At 51.0% G+C, this 13,561-nt stretch carries 11 protein-coding genes; 10 read left to right on the top strand and 1 reads right to left on the bottom strand.

Annotated elements, in window-relative coordinates; genetic code table 11:
• Nucleotides 1–13 precede the first annotated feature (13 nt).
• The 8 genes from HP548_RS15340 (at nt 14) to HP548_RS15375 (ending at nt 10,345) form a co-directional block, all read left to right on the top strand.
• Entirely contained in the window at nt 14–1,351 is a 1,338-nt protein-coding gene (locus tag HP548_RS15340; RefSeq protein ID WP_175382142.1) for a M20 family metallopeptidase, read from the top strand.
• Between the two features lie 59 nt (nt 1,352–1,410).
• The gene (locus HP548_RS15345) at nt 1,411–2,388 is read left to right on the top strand and encodes an ABC transporter ATP-binding protein (RefSeq protein ID WP_095206254.1); all 978 of its coding nucleotides are present in this window, start codon (nt 1,411–1,413) and stop codon (nt 2,386–2,388) included.
• Entirely contained in the window at nt 2,385–3,347 is a 963-nt protein-coding gene (locus HP548_RS15350) for an ABC transporter ATP-binding protein (protein ID WP_175382143.1), read from the top strand. Before HP548_RS15345 ends, HP548_RS15350 begins: the two co-directional genes overlap by 4 nt.
• 268 nt (nt 3,348–3,615) lie before the next feature.
• Nucleotides 3,616–4,056: a chemotaxis protein CheW gene (locus tag HP548_RS15355; protein WP_176854689.1), complete on the top strand. Its 441-nt coding sequence runs from the start codon at nt 3,616–3,618 to the stop codon at nt 4,054–4,056.
• Nucleotides 4,057–4,341: 285 nt separating this feature from the next.
• On the top strand, nt 4,342–7,545 hold the full coding sequence (locus tag HP548_RS15360) for a DEAD/DEAH box helicase (protein ID WP_175382144.1): 3,204 nt from the start codon (nt 4,342–4,344) through the stop codon (nt 7,543–7,545).
• 52 nt (nt 7,546–7,597) lie between these two features.
• On the top strand, nt 7,598–8,416 hold the full coding sequence (locus tag HP548_RS15365) for a hypothetical protein (protein WP_175382145.1): 819 nt from the start codon (nt 7,598–7,600) through the stop codon (nt 8,414–8,416).
• A 318-nt stretch (nt 8,417–8,734) separates the two neighbouring features.
• The gene (locus HP548_RS15370; protein WP_175382146.1) at nt 8,735–9,706 is read left to right on the top strand and encodes a M15 family metallopeptidase; all 972 of its coding nucleotides are present in this window, start codon (nt 8,735–8,737) and stop codon (nt 9,704–9,706) included.
• 222 nt (nt 9,707–9,928) lie between these two features.
• Nucleotides 9,929–10,345, top strand: coding sequence for a RidA family protein (locus HP548_RS15375; RefSeq protein ID WP_099858801.1), 417 nt, complete (start codon nt 9,929–9,931; stop codon nt 10,343–10,345).
• Nucleotides 10,346–10,517: 172 nt separating this feature from the next.
• On the opposite strand, the gene HP548_RS15380 is transcribed toward HP548_RS15375, so the two are convergent.
• The gene (locus tag HP548_RS15380; protein WP_181393250.1) at nt 10,518–11,579 is read right to left on the bottom strand and encodes a copper amine oxidase N-terminal domain-containing protein; all 1,062 of its coding nucleotides are present in this window, start codon (nt 11,577–11,579) and stop codon (nt 10,518–10,520) included.
• Nucleotides 11,580–11,874: 295 nt separating this feature from the next.
• Between HP548_RS15380 and HP548_RS15385 the strand changes: the two genes are divergently transcribed.
• Together HP548_RS15385 and HP548_RS15390 are read left to right on the top strand one after the other, a co-directional pair.
• The gene (locus HP548_RS15385) at nt 11,875–12,351 is read left to right on the top strand and encodes a GNAT family N-acetyltransferase (protein ID WP_072734885.1); all 477 of its coding nucleotides are present in this window, start codon (nt 11,875–11,877) and stop codon (nt 12,349–12,351) included.
• 53 nt (nt 12,352–12,404) lie between these two features.
• Complete coding sequence (locus HP548_RS15390; protein WP_175382212.1) at nt 12,405–13,460, top strand: Gfo/Idh/MocA family protein; 1,056 nt, start codon at nt 12,405–12,407, stop codon at nt 13,458–13,460.
• The last annotated feature ends 101 nt before the right edge of the window (nt 13,461–13,561 follow it).

A 13,561-nucleotide genomic window follows, 5' to 3' on the forward strand; every position in this document is an offset into this window, starting at 1 on the left:
GAGCCTGAACAGGATGGATTGGAAAAGGAAGGTACTTGATGCAATCGAGGAAGGCCAGAATGAATTACTGGAGCTCTGTTCACAACTGATTCGTTTTCCGACGGAGAACCCTCCAGGGGATTCGCGTGAGATTAGTGCTTTTATTATCGAATATCTTCATCAGGCCGGAATCGACACCAAAGTACATGCGGCAACGGAAACGATGTTTAACGTGATCTCCACGTTGAATGGAGAAGGGACGGACAAGTCAGACAAACATCTGATTTTCTGTGGTCATACCGACGTTGTGCCAGCCGGTGATCTTTCCCGTTGGGATTTTGATCCGTTCTGCGGTGAAATCAAGGACGGATATATGCTTGGACGCGGGGCATCTGACATGAAAGGTGGGCTTGCGGGCCTGATCTTTGCAACGGTTATTCTGGCAAAGTTGAATGTGCCTTTGCGTGGAGATCTGTCGCTGATGATTGTTCCGGATGAAGAAACAGGTGGTGACCTGGGGGTACCATGGGTTCTGGAGCGTGGACTTGCAACCGGAACTGCCGCGGTAATTGCAGAGCCATCCAGCCCGCAGCATCCAACCATTGGACAAAAGGGGAGCTGCTGGTTTGAGTTTACGGTGGAAGGTACACCGGGTCATGGCAGTCTTCAACCCATTGTAGGCGATAATGCGATTGTGAAGGCAGCCAAAGGCATTGAAGCATTGCAGCGTCTATGGGACATCAAGCCGGACATCCCGGAAGAGGTGAAGGATATTATCCGCATCTCGCAGGAATATGCGCGTGATCGGGAGAAGGCAGGTCTGGCCTATCAGGTGTTCGACCATGTAACAGTGAATATCGGTTCAATTCAGGGTGGAACCAAGGTGAATGTGGTAGCGGATCGCTGCACTGTTCAGGTGGACTCCCGCGTTCCATTTGGTGTGGATTACCGGGATGTATTGGACCGTGCTCGCTCGCTTCTGCTTGAAGCAGGAATAGAATCAGAGCTGAAGCCGTTTGGCTTCCAGGGCAATGCCAACTGGACTCCAGCGCATGAACCAATCGTGAGCCAATTGGTGGAGAGTATCAGCGAAGTCAGTGGTGAAGAGGCGTACGGTGTGCTGCAATGGGCATCCAGCGATGCCCGCCACTTCCGTAATCATCAGATTCCGGTATTGCAATATGGTCCGGCAGAGCTGTCCACGATTCACAATTTTAACGAAAAAGCACCCGTATGGCAGATTATCCAGTGTGCCAAAGTGTACGCGTTGAGCGCGCTTAAATATTTGGGCGTGGAAGGTATGGAAGATGAGACGTCATTAAAGAATTCGAATGGTGCGGCTTCCGAAGAAGCCACGACGTCCAAGCGTTAATTTTTTTAGAAGGAGCAAAGCTAAAGGTTCAGAACGTAAAGGCATGGGAGGGGAACAACATGACTGAACTGCTCGAAGTTTCGGATTTGCGGACAGAGTTCATTACGGATGCAGGTGTGATACGCGCCGTGGACGGGATCAGCCTTTCCATACGGCAGGGTGAAACGCTGGGTATTGTCGGAGAATCGGGATGCGGGAAAAGTATTACATCGTTATCAATCATGCAGTTGCTCCCCAAAAAGATCGGCCGTGTGGCGTCAGGGGAAGTCCGTTTCCAGGGGAAAGACATGCTTAAGTTGTCCGGGCGTGAAATTCGCCGAATTCGGGGTAACCGAATGGCCATGATTTTTCAGGAGCCGATGACCTCACTCAATCCGGTATTCAAAATCGGCAAACAAATCTCGGAAGCGGCACGATACCATCTGAAGCTGGGCAAAAAAGAGGCTTGGACACGGTCGGTTGATATGCTTCGCAAAGTCGGCATTCCCCGTCCTGACAAAATTGCAGAACAATACCCGCACCAGCTCTCAGGTGGCATGCGCCAGCGGGTGATGATCGCCATGGCGATGGTATGCAGTCCGCAGCTGCTCATTGCAGATGAACCAACAACAGCCCTGGATGTGACCATCCAGGCACAGATTCTGGACTTGATGCGTGACCTCCAGCGGACGGAGAATATGGCAATCATGATGATCACTCATGATCTTGGCGTTGTAGCTGAGATGTGTGATCGCGTCATGGTGATGTATGCCGGGCAAGTGGTGGAAGAGACGGATGTCAAAACCCTTTTTGCCGATCCCAAGCATCCATATACTCGCGGTCTTTTGGCTTCGCTGCCGCAGCTTGCGGGTGATCAGGATCGTCTTCAATCTATTCCAGGTCAGGTACCGAACCCCGCCCATATGCCGTCCGGCTGTCGCTTTGCTCCTCGTTGCCCGGTGAAGGAAGCACGGTGCGAGACGATACAACCCGAATTACTGGAGACAGCACCAAGTCATAGCTGTCGCTGTCTGCTGCAACAGGAGGGGATCATATGAGTGCGATATTGGAAGTCAGAAACCTCAAGAAGCATTATCCTATCCGCAAGGGCCTGTTTTCCAAACAGGTCGGTGCCGTCAAAGCCGTCGATGGTGTAACGCTGTCTGTGGAGCGCGGGGAAACACTCGCCGTGGTTGGAGAGTCCGGTTGCGGAAAATCCACCACGGGGCGTGCCATCCTGCGTCTGATTGAGCCGACGGATGGCGAGGTGTTCTTCGAAGGAAAGGATGTACGGAAGCTTCCGCCAGAAGAGCTGCGCCGTTTCCGTACGGATATGCAGATGGTGTTCCAGGACCCATACGCCTCACTGGATCCGCGCTGGACGGTACAGCGTACACTGGAGGAGCCGCTGCTCACCCACCATAATCTGAAAAAAAATGAGTTGAAAAGCCGAATCGAAGAACTGATGGAAGTGGTCGGATTATCCCCCTATCAGGCACATCGCTTTCCGCACGAGTTCTCGGGTGGACAACGGCAACGGATCGGGATTGCCCGTGCTCTCGCTTTGAATCCCAAATTCATTGTGTGTGACGAGCCCGTGTCAGCGCTGGATGTGTCCATTCAGGCTCAGGTGCTGAACTTGATGCAGGATCTGCAGGAACAATTCGGACTGACGTATATGTTCATCTCTCATGACCTGTCTGTCGTTAAGTTCATCAGTGATCGTGTGGCTGTCATGTATCTGGGCAAAGTGGTCGAGCTTGCGCCCACTTCCGAACTGTTTACCGAAGCACTGCATCCATATACCAAAGCATTGATGTCCTCTGTTCCGGTTCCTGATCCGAATGTGCAAAAGGAACGAATCGTCCTGGGCGGCGATGTGCCAAATCCGGAAAATCCACCGTCCGGCTGCACGTTTCATACCCGTTGTCCGTATGTGAAGGACGAATGCCGCTCTGTTATTCCGGAGCTGCGGGAGATTTCACCAGGACGCCAGGTGGCATGCCATTTGTATTAGAAGTGATCATTTGAGCTGAAAAATACGTTCGGAAAATGCAAACAAACCTCCAGTTTACTGGGGTTCTGTTTGCGTTTTTCTTTTTTTATCTTCTCTTCTGCCATTATTTCTGACGATAGTATCTCCATATTAAGAAATGGGTAAAAATTTTTCTCCCGTCAACCGATATAAACACAGAGAATGCAACATGAAATGTAATTATTCATGATCAAGATGACTATAAAAAGCTTCTATTGAAATTGAAAACAAGAAGGGTATGAAAACATCTATGGATGAGGAAGTTCAAATTCAATACATTAATTTCTCGGTCGGAAATCAGATTTGTGCGCTTCGTATTGATGAAGTTCATGAAATTATTAAAATGCTCCCGGTAACCACCGTTCCTTTTGGCAGTCCTGAGATTAAGGGTTTCACGCCTTTGTACGGCAAAGTGGTCTCTGTTGTGAGTGTACGCGTCCTGCTCGGCTTGCCTGACGAGGAGACTACACCTTCCACGCGTATCATTGTTGTGCCTTATCACGACGATTATGTACCGCTCGTCGTCGATTCCGTGGATTCCGTGGTGATGTATGATCGGTTTGAAGAGCCTACGGAAGAATATCGTCGTTACACAACGGGAATATTCAAGGAAATCGCACACAATGACGATCATGAAGCTGGCATTCTTAATTTGGATGTATTGCTCGGTAATTTAACCAAATCGCAGTAAACGCACGCTGAAATGTTATATACAAAGCACATATCCGCTTGCTTATGATAATGCTCCTTACCCCTTTGTGGGGGTTAGGGGCATTTTTTATTGTGATCACCCTATCCTTGAATGCAATGAAGCGGTGTGTTTCACCTTTTAACAGGCATACATAATATAGTATGAAGTGGTTTGAAGATGGTTTTTCGAAGTAATGTAGCACTTTTTATCCGTAAAAGTTTTTAAATCCGAGCATTTTCGTATATGATGGAGAGTAACAATGCGAAGGGATGACGGGAGACTGTAATGATGCAATCGCTGTATGGAGTATGGCTTGGTGACGTATTTTTTTGTTTTTCCGGTGAAACATCGGAACCACGTGTGGATGCGTGGAGCCACGTGGTACGGAAGCTGAATTTTGGCGACGGGGGTCGTCTGTTTCAGCCTGCCGCTCTGCGTCTTGCGGAGCTTCGTTGGCCCAATCCGATGCGTAATGCCGCGGAAGCGAAGGGTACGAAGCGACGTCAATTGCTCGGACGGACGTTGGAAGGGCTCGCAATCTCGCCAAAAGATACATTCAAGCTGCTGCTCCATTGGGACGACAGTATATTGAATGCGGCAGGAATTCAGGCCGGAGAAGAGATTCGATACTGGGTAAAAGCAGCACAGTTTACACAGGAACTGCTGCTGCGCGGAGAATTTGCTCCGTCCGCTGAGTTTGCGGCCAAGACGGGGGCGCGTCGTCGCACCGGACAGGAAACGTTGACAGGCGTATGGCGTCCACGTCTGTTGCAGGAAGCAGATGTAGAACGATTCCGGGAGTTGGCGGAATCTATGCCGCCGATCGGATTGTCTGCTCCCGGAGCATACGCATCTTCTGAACCGGAATCACGGGAGGAAGCGGGAGCGGCCGTATTATTTTCATTTATGAGCGGAATGATCCATGCGGTTGTTACGGGTGAGATGGAAAGCATGGACAGTGAGCTGTCTCGTTACCGCACGCCATTTCGGCGTGGGTCTTCTCCGGTAGCAGAGCTGTGGTGGAATAGTCTGATCTCGATGTTTCGCCCGGTGACGGTGCAGGGACCTACAGAGGAAATGGCAGAACTCATTGGAACACTGCAAGAAGCTGGCGGTACTGCGAAACCCGTGGTAGGCAGTGAAGAAACGGCTCCCACGGAAGGTGAGTTGAAACTGGTACTGCGGCTGGAACCGCCCCTTGGTGATCATGAATCATTGTGGGGGATTACCTTCTGGGCAGACAGTGTGCAGGAATCTGGCCTGAGATTGCCTGCACGCACGATCTGGGCTCATCCGGAACGAGATCTGGACCGAGGCAAAGTACGTTATATTTCAGCTGCAGAACAGCTCCTGATGGCGCTGGGGCATGCATCAGAACTGGCACCGGAGCTGGAAACGGCGCTTCTTCATGCACGACCGGAAGGAATGAAACTGGAACAGCAAGCCTTTTTTGAATTTTTGACCTACGCTGTGCCTCGTCTGCAGAAGGCGGGCGTAACCGTGTTAATGCCTTCCCGCTGGAGCCGTGCAGGGAAACGCCGCGCTGGACTACGTCTGCAGATGCTCAATCGGGGAATAGAAAGACCGGTTGGGGCCCCGTCTTCACTGGGTATGGAGCAGCTGGTTGCCTTTAAGGCAGAACCGATGCTGGACGGCAAACCGGTTACGGCGGAGGAGCTGGCTGCGCTTGCAGAAGCAACGGTACCTTATGTGATGTTCCGTGGCGAATGGATTGAAGTGGATACAAAAGAGATTCGTCAGGTACTGCGTTATATGAAAAAAGAAGAAGAACAATATATGCCACTCTCCGAATGGCTGCATCTGGCAGCTGAAGAAGGCGAAGATACCGCTTGGAAGGGGCTTTCCGTCTTTGGTGCGGAATCCGAGGGGCTGCTGTCCTTTTTGCTCGACGGACAGGTGCTCCGCAGTATTGAGCCTCGGCAGGTTCCGGGAGAGCTGCATGGTGAGTTGAGACCCTATCAAGAGCGGGGGTACCAATGGTTATCCGCCATGCGTGAGCTTGGTTTCGGAGTATGTCTTGCCGATGATATGGGGCTGGGGAAAACGATACAGGTTATTACCTGCCTGCTGGACTTGAAACATGAGGAACAGCAAGCTGCCGCGGAGGAAGCACGTGAGCACGAAGCGTTTATGAGGATGGAAGAAGAGTCTGCGAACGGTGAACAGCCGCACGTGCATGATGCGCATCTGCCTGCACTTATTGTGTGCCCTACCTCGCTGCTTGGGAACTGGCAGCGTGAGCTGAAGCGGTTTGCCCCGAATCTGTCGTTATATATTCATCATGGCGGACAACGGTTGCACGGCAATGCCTTCCAGTCAGAAGCACAGTCCCATGATATTGTGCTGACGACCTATCATCTGGCTGGCAGGGATGGCCCGGATCTGGCTTCGTTGCACTGGTCTACCGTTGTGCTGGATGAGGCGCAATATATTAAAAATTACCGCACAAAGCAAGCGCAAAGCGTCATGCGTCTGTCTACGCCGCATCGCATTGCGATGACGGGTACGCCAGTGGAGAATCGACTAAGCGAGCTGTGGTCCATTTTCCAATTCCTTAATCCGGGGTATCTGGGTACGGCTTCTTCATTCCGCCAGCGCTATACCGGACTGGGCCCATCCGAAGAAAATGCAGCTTCTTTGCGCGAGCTTCATCGGCTTGTATCGCCCTTTATGCTGCGCAGGCTGAAAAGTGATCCGGATATCCGCAAGGATCTGCCGGAGAAGCTGGAACTGAAATCCTATTGTTCCCTGACACCAGAGCAGACCGTTCTGTATCAGCGGGTGGTAGATGATCTGATGGGCGGATTGGATGGACGTAACGGTATCGCTCGTAAAGGAATTGTGTTGTCATCACTGACCAAGCTGAAGCAAATCTGTGATCATCCGGTGCTGGCGGACAGCAGCCGGAAGGAACATGGTAAGGCTGAGGCGTCCGGCAAAATGGAACGTTTGCTGGAATTGGTGGATGCGATCCGTGACAATGGGGAGTCTGCGCTGATTTTCACTCAGTATGTGGCGATGGGGGAACTGCTCGTATCCAGGCTTACACAGCGGTATGAGGAAGAACCGTATTTCCTGCATGGTGGTGTTTCGAAGTCACAAAGGGATGATATGGTGGAAACCTTCCAAAAAGGGGAGGGCCCATCCTTGTTCGTCCTGTCTCTTCGTGCCGGGGGTGTAGGCCTGAATCTGACGCGTGCCAGTCATGTTGTTCACTACGATCGGTGGTGGAATCCTGCGGTGGAGAATCAGGCAACAGACCGGGTATTCCGAATTGGGCAGAATCGAAACGTACAGGTGCATAAGCTGATCTGTCAGGGTACCCTGGAGGAACGGATTGATGAGCTGATTGAGAGTAAAAAGGCACTTTCTGAGCAGGTGGTCGGTTCCGGTGAGAACTGGTTGACCGAGATGTCGGATGATGAGCTGCGCGGTCTGATCTCGCTTCAGGGCGAGACATGGCTGTAGGTTGCGAGATAAATAGTACATGCAAAATATAGTGACAGGAAGGGGGATTGTTGTGAGCGAAAAATGGAATGTAGAGCTGCATATGTCCCCCGGTGGATGGACAGCAGAAGTAAGTGCGGCTGCTGATGCAGACAAAGAGGCATTAGCCGCCGCAGGCAAGACCGAATCAGCCGAAGGCTTGTTCACGGTAACAGGCACGCTGCATCAGCTCAGTGAAGCTGAACGCGAGGCTGTGCTGGCACAGCTGCGCAAGCGTCCGCTGGCGCTGTACGCGCTGCTGCGCGGCGGCCCTGCCCCGGCGGAGCTCGACGGGCTGCTGCCGCAGCATGCGCCAAGCGAGGCCGTGCCGGGCACAGCCGTTGGCAGCTCGCTGAGCGCGGGCGGCGCAGCGACGTGCACCTGCGGCCGCCCGGGCTGCGCGCATGCCTCGGCCGCTGAGCGCGCCGTTGCTGCGCGCTTCGCGGCCGAGCCGCTGCTGCAGCTGGCGCACGCCGGCCTGCCGCGCGAAGCGCTGCTCGCCGGCGTGCTGGGATCATGGGCGGAGGAACTCGCCCATGATCCCAGCGGCCCCGGCCGCGCAGCCGAAACGGCCGGCCGCCCGCAGGCGCGGGGCGGCGAAGGCGGCGCAGCCGTCGGCGAGTGGATCGCCCAGGCAGCCGCGGACGGCGCCATGCATCAGCCGGGGCCTGGTTTTGGCGCCGTGAAGGTGCGGCTGGCGCAGCCGGGGAAACCCCCGGCAACGCCGGAACTGGCGGCGCTGCTGCCAGGCGTGCCTGCCACCGCAGGGCTGGCATTGATCCGCGAGCGCGTAGCTGCGCGGATGTGGGAGGCTGTCCAAAAGAAGAAGAAGGACAGCCCGGCGACCAAATGATGCACCATTCGGAGCGGGGGAGATCTTAGATCATCCCCCGCTTGTTTGTGATGTGCCTCGGCGAATTTCTTTTATCCAATATGGATATACACATTTCCAACTCGCTTCTTTGGTGTTGAACCTTGGGATAGGGCTCTAAAAGTCCAAAAAACGACCGTACAAGCTTTACACCCGGCATATCTTTAGGGTGACATCCTCTCAAGGAGGTCTTTACCGGTGGAGCTTCGCTGCAATTTAAGGTATACTGTCGCAGGGGAAGACAAGCCCACATGCACGAATACTGCAATCATTATTACAATATGCGATAGGAGTTTTTACATGAAATTACGTACAGGACGACAGCGCCAAGTTGCGGTTATGCTGTCCTCACTTATGATATGCGGAGCTTTGTTATCCGCTTGCCAGGACGGTTCGGGCTCAGAGGAGAACCAGAATCTGAACGCAGCAGGAAGCGCACAACAAGAGTCGGACGGTACCACGGTTCATTTGACTGAGGATACTGGCAAGGATGGCAGCAACACAGATGGGGATAACAGCTCATCTTCGGACAATAACAATGAAGGTACGGACAGTGGTTCCGGCAATGCTTCAACTGGGGGAGAGGGTTCTTCTGACGCAGGCAATGGAGCCACATCAGAGGATCCCCTGATGGAGAAACGCAGCATTAGCGCGCTGCAAACGACGATTGATGCACAAGCGGTAGTGACCAATTCAGAAGCGATGACCGTGATCGTTAACAAACAGCGCAGCTTGCCAGAAGGATACGAGCCGGATGATCTGGTGGAGCCTAACGTACCGTTTTCCTTCGACGGGCCGCATGAAAAGCGCCATATGCGGAAGGAAGCTGCCGAGGCGTTGGAGAAGCTGTTTGCCGGTGCCAAAGCGGACGACATTGAGCTTCGTGCGGTATCTGGATATCGTTCTTATCAGCGTCAGGTTTCGATCTATAACAACAATGTCAAAACCAAAGGTAAAGAATACACGGATCGTGTAAGCTCTGTGCCAGGCCACAGCGAACATCAGACCGGACTAGCGATTGACGTTTCCAGTCCAAGTGTAGGCAATGCCATAGAAGAGGTATTTGGCACATCGAAAGAAGGCCAGTGGTTGGCTGAGCATGCAGCAGAATATGGGTTCATCATCCGTTATCCACAAGGTGAGGAAGCGATAACCGGCTATGTGTACGAGCCATGGCATATTCGTTATGTCGGCACTGATCTGGCTCCTGATGTTGTGAAAAGTGGACTGACACTTGAAGAATACTTTGATGAGGCTAATATCAAGCTGTAAGCCTGGTTCTTCATCTTTTGATTGAGGACTAGGATCTCAATTTCATAGAGCCCCTGAATGATTCACCCGTGTCCAAGGCACGGGAGATCACTTCAGGGGCTTTTTGGTTTGAGCTAAATTCAGTTATATCCTATTTTGTTTGCTTGTTCAGCAGGTCGGCAGGCTGATATAATTCATGTTTAATCAGGAGTTCAAATCACATTTAAAGCGAGGGAAAGCAGAATGAACAGACAGCAGGTGTTTACCGGTTCTCCATGGGAGCCGCTTGTAGGATATTGCCGTGCCATTCGTGTTGGCAACCGAATTGAGGTTGCGGGTACTACGGCCATGCAGGACGGTGTTGTGGTTGGAGCAGGTGATCCATATGCACAGACGAGATTTATTTTGCAGACCATCGAAAATGCACTGAAAGAATTAGGAGCAGACATGTCTCATATCGTGAGAACCCGCATGTTTGTTACCGACATTTCCCGGTGGGAAGAAGTGGGAAAGGCTCATGGTGAATTTTTTGGTCAGATCCAGCCTGTCGCCACGATGGTAGAGGTTAGTGCACTCATTGATCCTTTGCTGATGGTGGAGATTGAGGCAGAAGCAATTGTTGAAGCACAAGCTGAGGTTGATGCCGAAATAACGGAATAGAGCTGTTATATATACATATATACAAAATGCAGTATCGAGAAATAACCTTACCCCAACCTCCATGAAGGAGGAAGCGTGGGATAAGGTTATTTCTGCATTAATATAGTGAGATCTAGCTCTATTGACCTCTACGCATACATTAGGCTAGCCTTCTTTTCTGGCAGATGGCAGCTTATTTCGCTTCAGGTTGATCGGCTGGTGTTTCGATTACTACTTTCCAAGCCGTTCCGATTGGCGGCAAGCTGCGGGTCAGGACAGGGCTATAGAAACCAATCACTTTGGCCCCTTTGGTCAGTTCCTCTGGTTTGATCGTTTCCCCTTGATGATTCACCAGTTCTGTATCTTTGCTAATGTTAAGGATAACATGGTCAGGTGCTGTCTCTGTCAGGCGGGAGCCGGAGATCTCGATCTGAGTACCATTATTTTCTGTTGTTTTTACATTTTCAATCGTGCCTGCTGTACCCAAAACTTCTTTAGGTTGTGCTTCGGATTCCGAAGCAGCAGTATCCAGTACAGTGACTTTATAAGTCGGTGTTTGAGGCGGTAAACTGAGGGTTGCAATCTCTGAGTGCTCAGCTTCCACGTTCATGCCAATGGTCAGATCAGTAAGCTTGATATCTTTGCCATCCGCGGATTTGAACACGGTATCTTCACCAACATTAAGAACGATACCATCTGTACCTGCACCGCCGATATGGATGGATTGATACTTGCCTTCACTGTTAATTCCCGTAATGACCCCACGCTCAGTAACGGTTTTCACTTCCTCTTCACTGGAGATGGTTACTTGGTTACCTGTTGTATTCACTTGTGCGTGCAGTACTTTATCTGCAAAAGAAGCGGGTACAAACAGTGTGCCATTTGTGATTTCAGGCGCTGTTCCCAGCTTAAGCAGCATTTTATTAACTGAATACTGGTCTTTGCCTGTGGTAACAATTGTCCAGAGGGTACCCTTTGTCAGCTCAGCAGATTTGTTTTCCTTGTTCCATTTCAGTTCAATGCCAAGAGCTTCTGTGAGATCACGCAGTGCGATCATGGGTTCTTGACCATCCTTGTTCCAATAACCGTCAGTCATCGGTGCACCGTTCACAGATACTTTTACGGCTTCAGTTCCTTTGCTATCGGCTGATACGGAAGTTGAATTGACGGGCTGAATGCTGTCCAGGTTTGCTGCGTATGCGGCTCCCCCGCCCAGGGCCAAGGACAGGACCATTAGGGCGCTAACTTTTTTCATGTTGTTGTTCATCGTTGATTTCATCCCTTCTCATCTTGGTTATGACGCGGTAAACTCCTATTAAGGCCACGTTCCAAACTTATAGACGGGACAACTTCGTCCAGTGTTGCACTTTGAGGTAAATAATGTGAGAAGCATGTTAGTCTATTATTTGAAAAACAGACCACATTGCCGGTTATAAGAAGCAGGATGCGGTTAAGGATCAATGAGTGGAGAACGTGTGATTCAGACTTTGAATTAACCCTGGATTACATGGGGGTGTGGTACGTCCAAATATGAGGAGGGGGGCAATCATATGAGTGATATGTTGGTTGCGCTTTACCATTTGCCAGAGCAAGAGAGTGGACTGAAAAAGTTAGAGGAGTCCTCCATTGTTATCCGAAGAGCCATCGCACCAGAGAAGCAGGTTGTGCTGGATTGGGTGAGATCCCATTTTAGCCAGCCCTGGGTGGATGAGTGTGATGTAGCTTTTGCACGTCAACCTGTGACTTGTTATATTGCGCTTGAGCATGGGAAAATGATTGGTTTCGCTTGTTATGAAGCAACGTGTCGTAATTTCTTTGGTCCAACGGGTGTTGGTCAGGAGGCACGGGGCAAAGGTGTCGGCACAGCGCTGTTGTTGGCCTGTATGCATGCCATGAAGACAGATGGTTACGCTTACGCGATTATTGGATCGGCGGGACCTGTGGATTTCTATGCTCAGACCCTGGGGGCCGTGAAGATCGAAAATTCAACACCAGGGATTTACAAAGGCATGCTCCGGGCAGACTAGACGATATTCATGTTCTGGAAAAGGAAGGGAGGAAGAAGGTGACCACAAGCAAAATGCTGCATATCGGCATGATTGGCACAGGCTCCATTTCGGATCTTCATATGAGGTGTTATGCCAAGAACGAGAATGCCGTTATTTACGCCATCTGTGACTTGAACGAACAGCGTGCAGCCGCGGCTGCAGAGAAGTATGATGCACAATCCGTGTACACCGATTATCGCGAGATGCTGAAGGATCCGCATGTGGATGCCGTTAGTATCTGTACGTGGAATAATACGCATGCCGAGTTTGCTATCGCTGCCCTTGAGGCAGGTAAACATGTGCTGCTGGAAAAACCGGTAGCAACCAATGTGGAAGATGCGCTGCGGATTGAAGAGGCTGTGAAGAAAAGCGGATGTACTTTTGTCGTGGGCTTTGTGCGTCGGTATGACAACAATATGCAGATGATGCGCAGTTTCATTGATGCGGGTGAGTTTGGTGAATTGTATTATGCCAAAGCTTCTATCCTGCGTCGCTTGGGAAATCCGGGAGGCTGGTTTGCGGACAAAAACCGTTCTGGCGGTGGCCCGCTCATTGATCTTGGCGTACATATTATCGACCAATGCTGGTATCTGATGGGCAAACCGAAACCTGTTTCGGTGAGTGGAAATACGTATCGTAAACTGGGCAATCGTGCCCATATCGAGCATCTTTCTTTTTACAAAGCCGCAGATTACAGTTCTGCTGTCAACAATGTGGAGGATATGGCGAATGCGCTGATCCGCTTCGAGAATGGGGCTTCTTTGGCGGTAGATGTGAGCTTTACCCTGCATGCACGTGGGGAAGAATCTTCAGTCAGATTGTACGGTGAGCGTGGTGGAATTGAGCTGGAGCCGCAAACACTAATCGTCACTGAGAAACACAATACGATCTTGAACATTGAACCTCAGACAGACTATAAAGGCCTCGATATTCACGGTGCCTTCCAAAATCAGATTGATCACTTTGTAGATTGTTGTATAAATGGTACAGAGCCCATCAGTCCCATTGCGGATGGTGTGGCTTCGACTCGGATGCTGAGCGGAATTTACGAGTCAGCCGAAAAGGGTCAGGAGATTCGTCTGGACTGATATAGAGATTGAATCTAACGTGGTATTAAAGGGTGTTGTCTCTCCGTCTTATCAATGGAGAGACAACACCCTTTGGTAATTTATTGATCATGATCAGACGA

The organism is Paenibacillus taichungensis, assembly GCF_013359905.1.
GTDB classification, from domain to species: domain Bacteria; phylum Bacillota; class Bacilli; order Paenibacillales; family Paenibacillaceae; genus Paenibacillus; species Paenibacillus taichungensis.

Coding starts and splice junctions, on each gene's coding strand:
- HP548_RS15390 (WP_175382212.1), top strand. CDS start 12,405: ATGCTGCATATCGGCATGATTGGCACAGGCTCCATTTCGGATCTTCAT.
- HP548_RS15345 (WP_095206254.1), top strand. CDS start 1,411: ATGACTGAACTGCTCGAAGTTTCGGATTTGCGGACAGAGTTCATTACG.
- HP548_RS15355 (WP_176854689.1), top strand. CDS start 3,616: ATGGATGAGGAAGTTCAAATTCAATACATTAATTTCTCGGTCGGAAAT.
- HP548_RS15370 (WP_175382146.1), top strand. CDS start 8,735: ATGAAATTACGTACAGGACGACAGCGCCAAGTTGCGGTTATGCTGTCC.
- HP548_RS15360 (WP_175382144.1), top strand. CDS start 4,342: ATGATGCAATCGCTGTATGGAGTATGGCTTGGTGACGTATTTTTTTGT.
- HP548_RS15350 (WP_175382143.1), top strand. CDS start 2,385: ATGAGTGCGATATTGGAAGTCAGAAACCTCAAGAAGCATTATCCTATC.
- HP548_RS15340 (WP_175382142.1), top strand. CDS start 14: ATGGATTGGAAAAGGAAGGTACTTGATGCAATCGAGGAAGGCCAGAAT.
- HP548_RS15380 (WP_181393250.1), bottom strand. CDS start 11,579: ATGAAAAAAGTTAGCGCCCTAATGGTCCTGTCCTTGGCCCTGGGCGGG.
- HP548_RS15375 (WP_099858801.1), top strand. CDS start 9,929: ATGAACAGACAGCAGGTGTTTACCGGTTCTCCATGGGAGCCGCTTGTA.
- HP548_RS15385 (WP_072734885.1), top strand. CDS start 11,875: ATGAGTGATATGTTGGTTGCGCTTTACCATTTGCCAGAGCAAGAGAGT.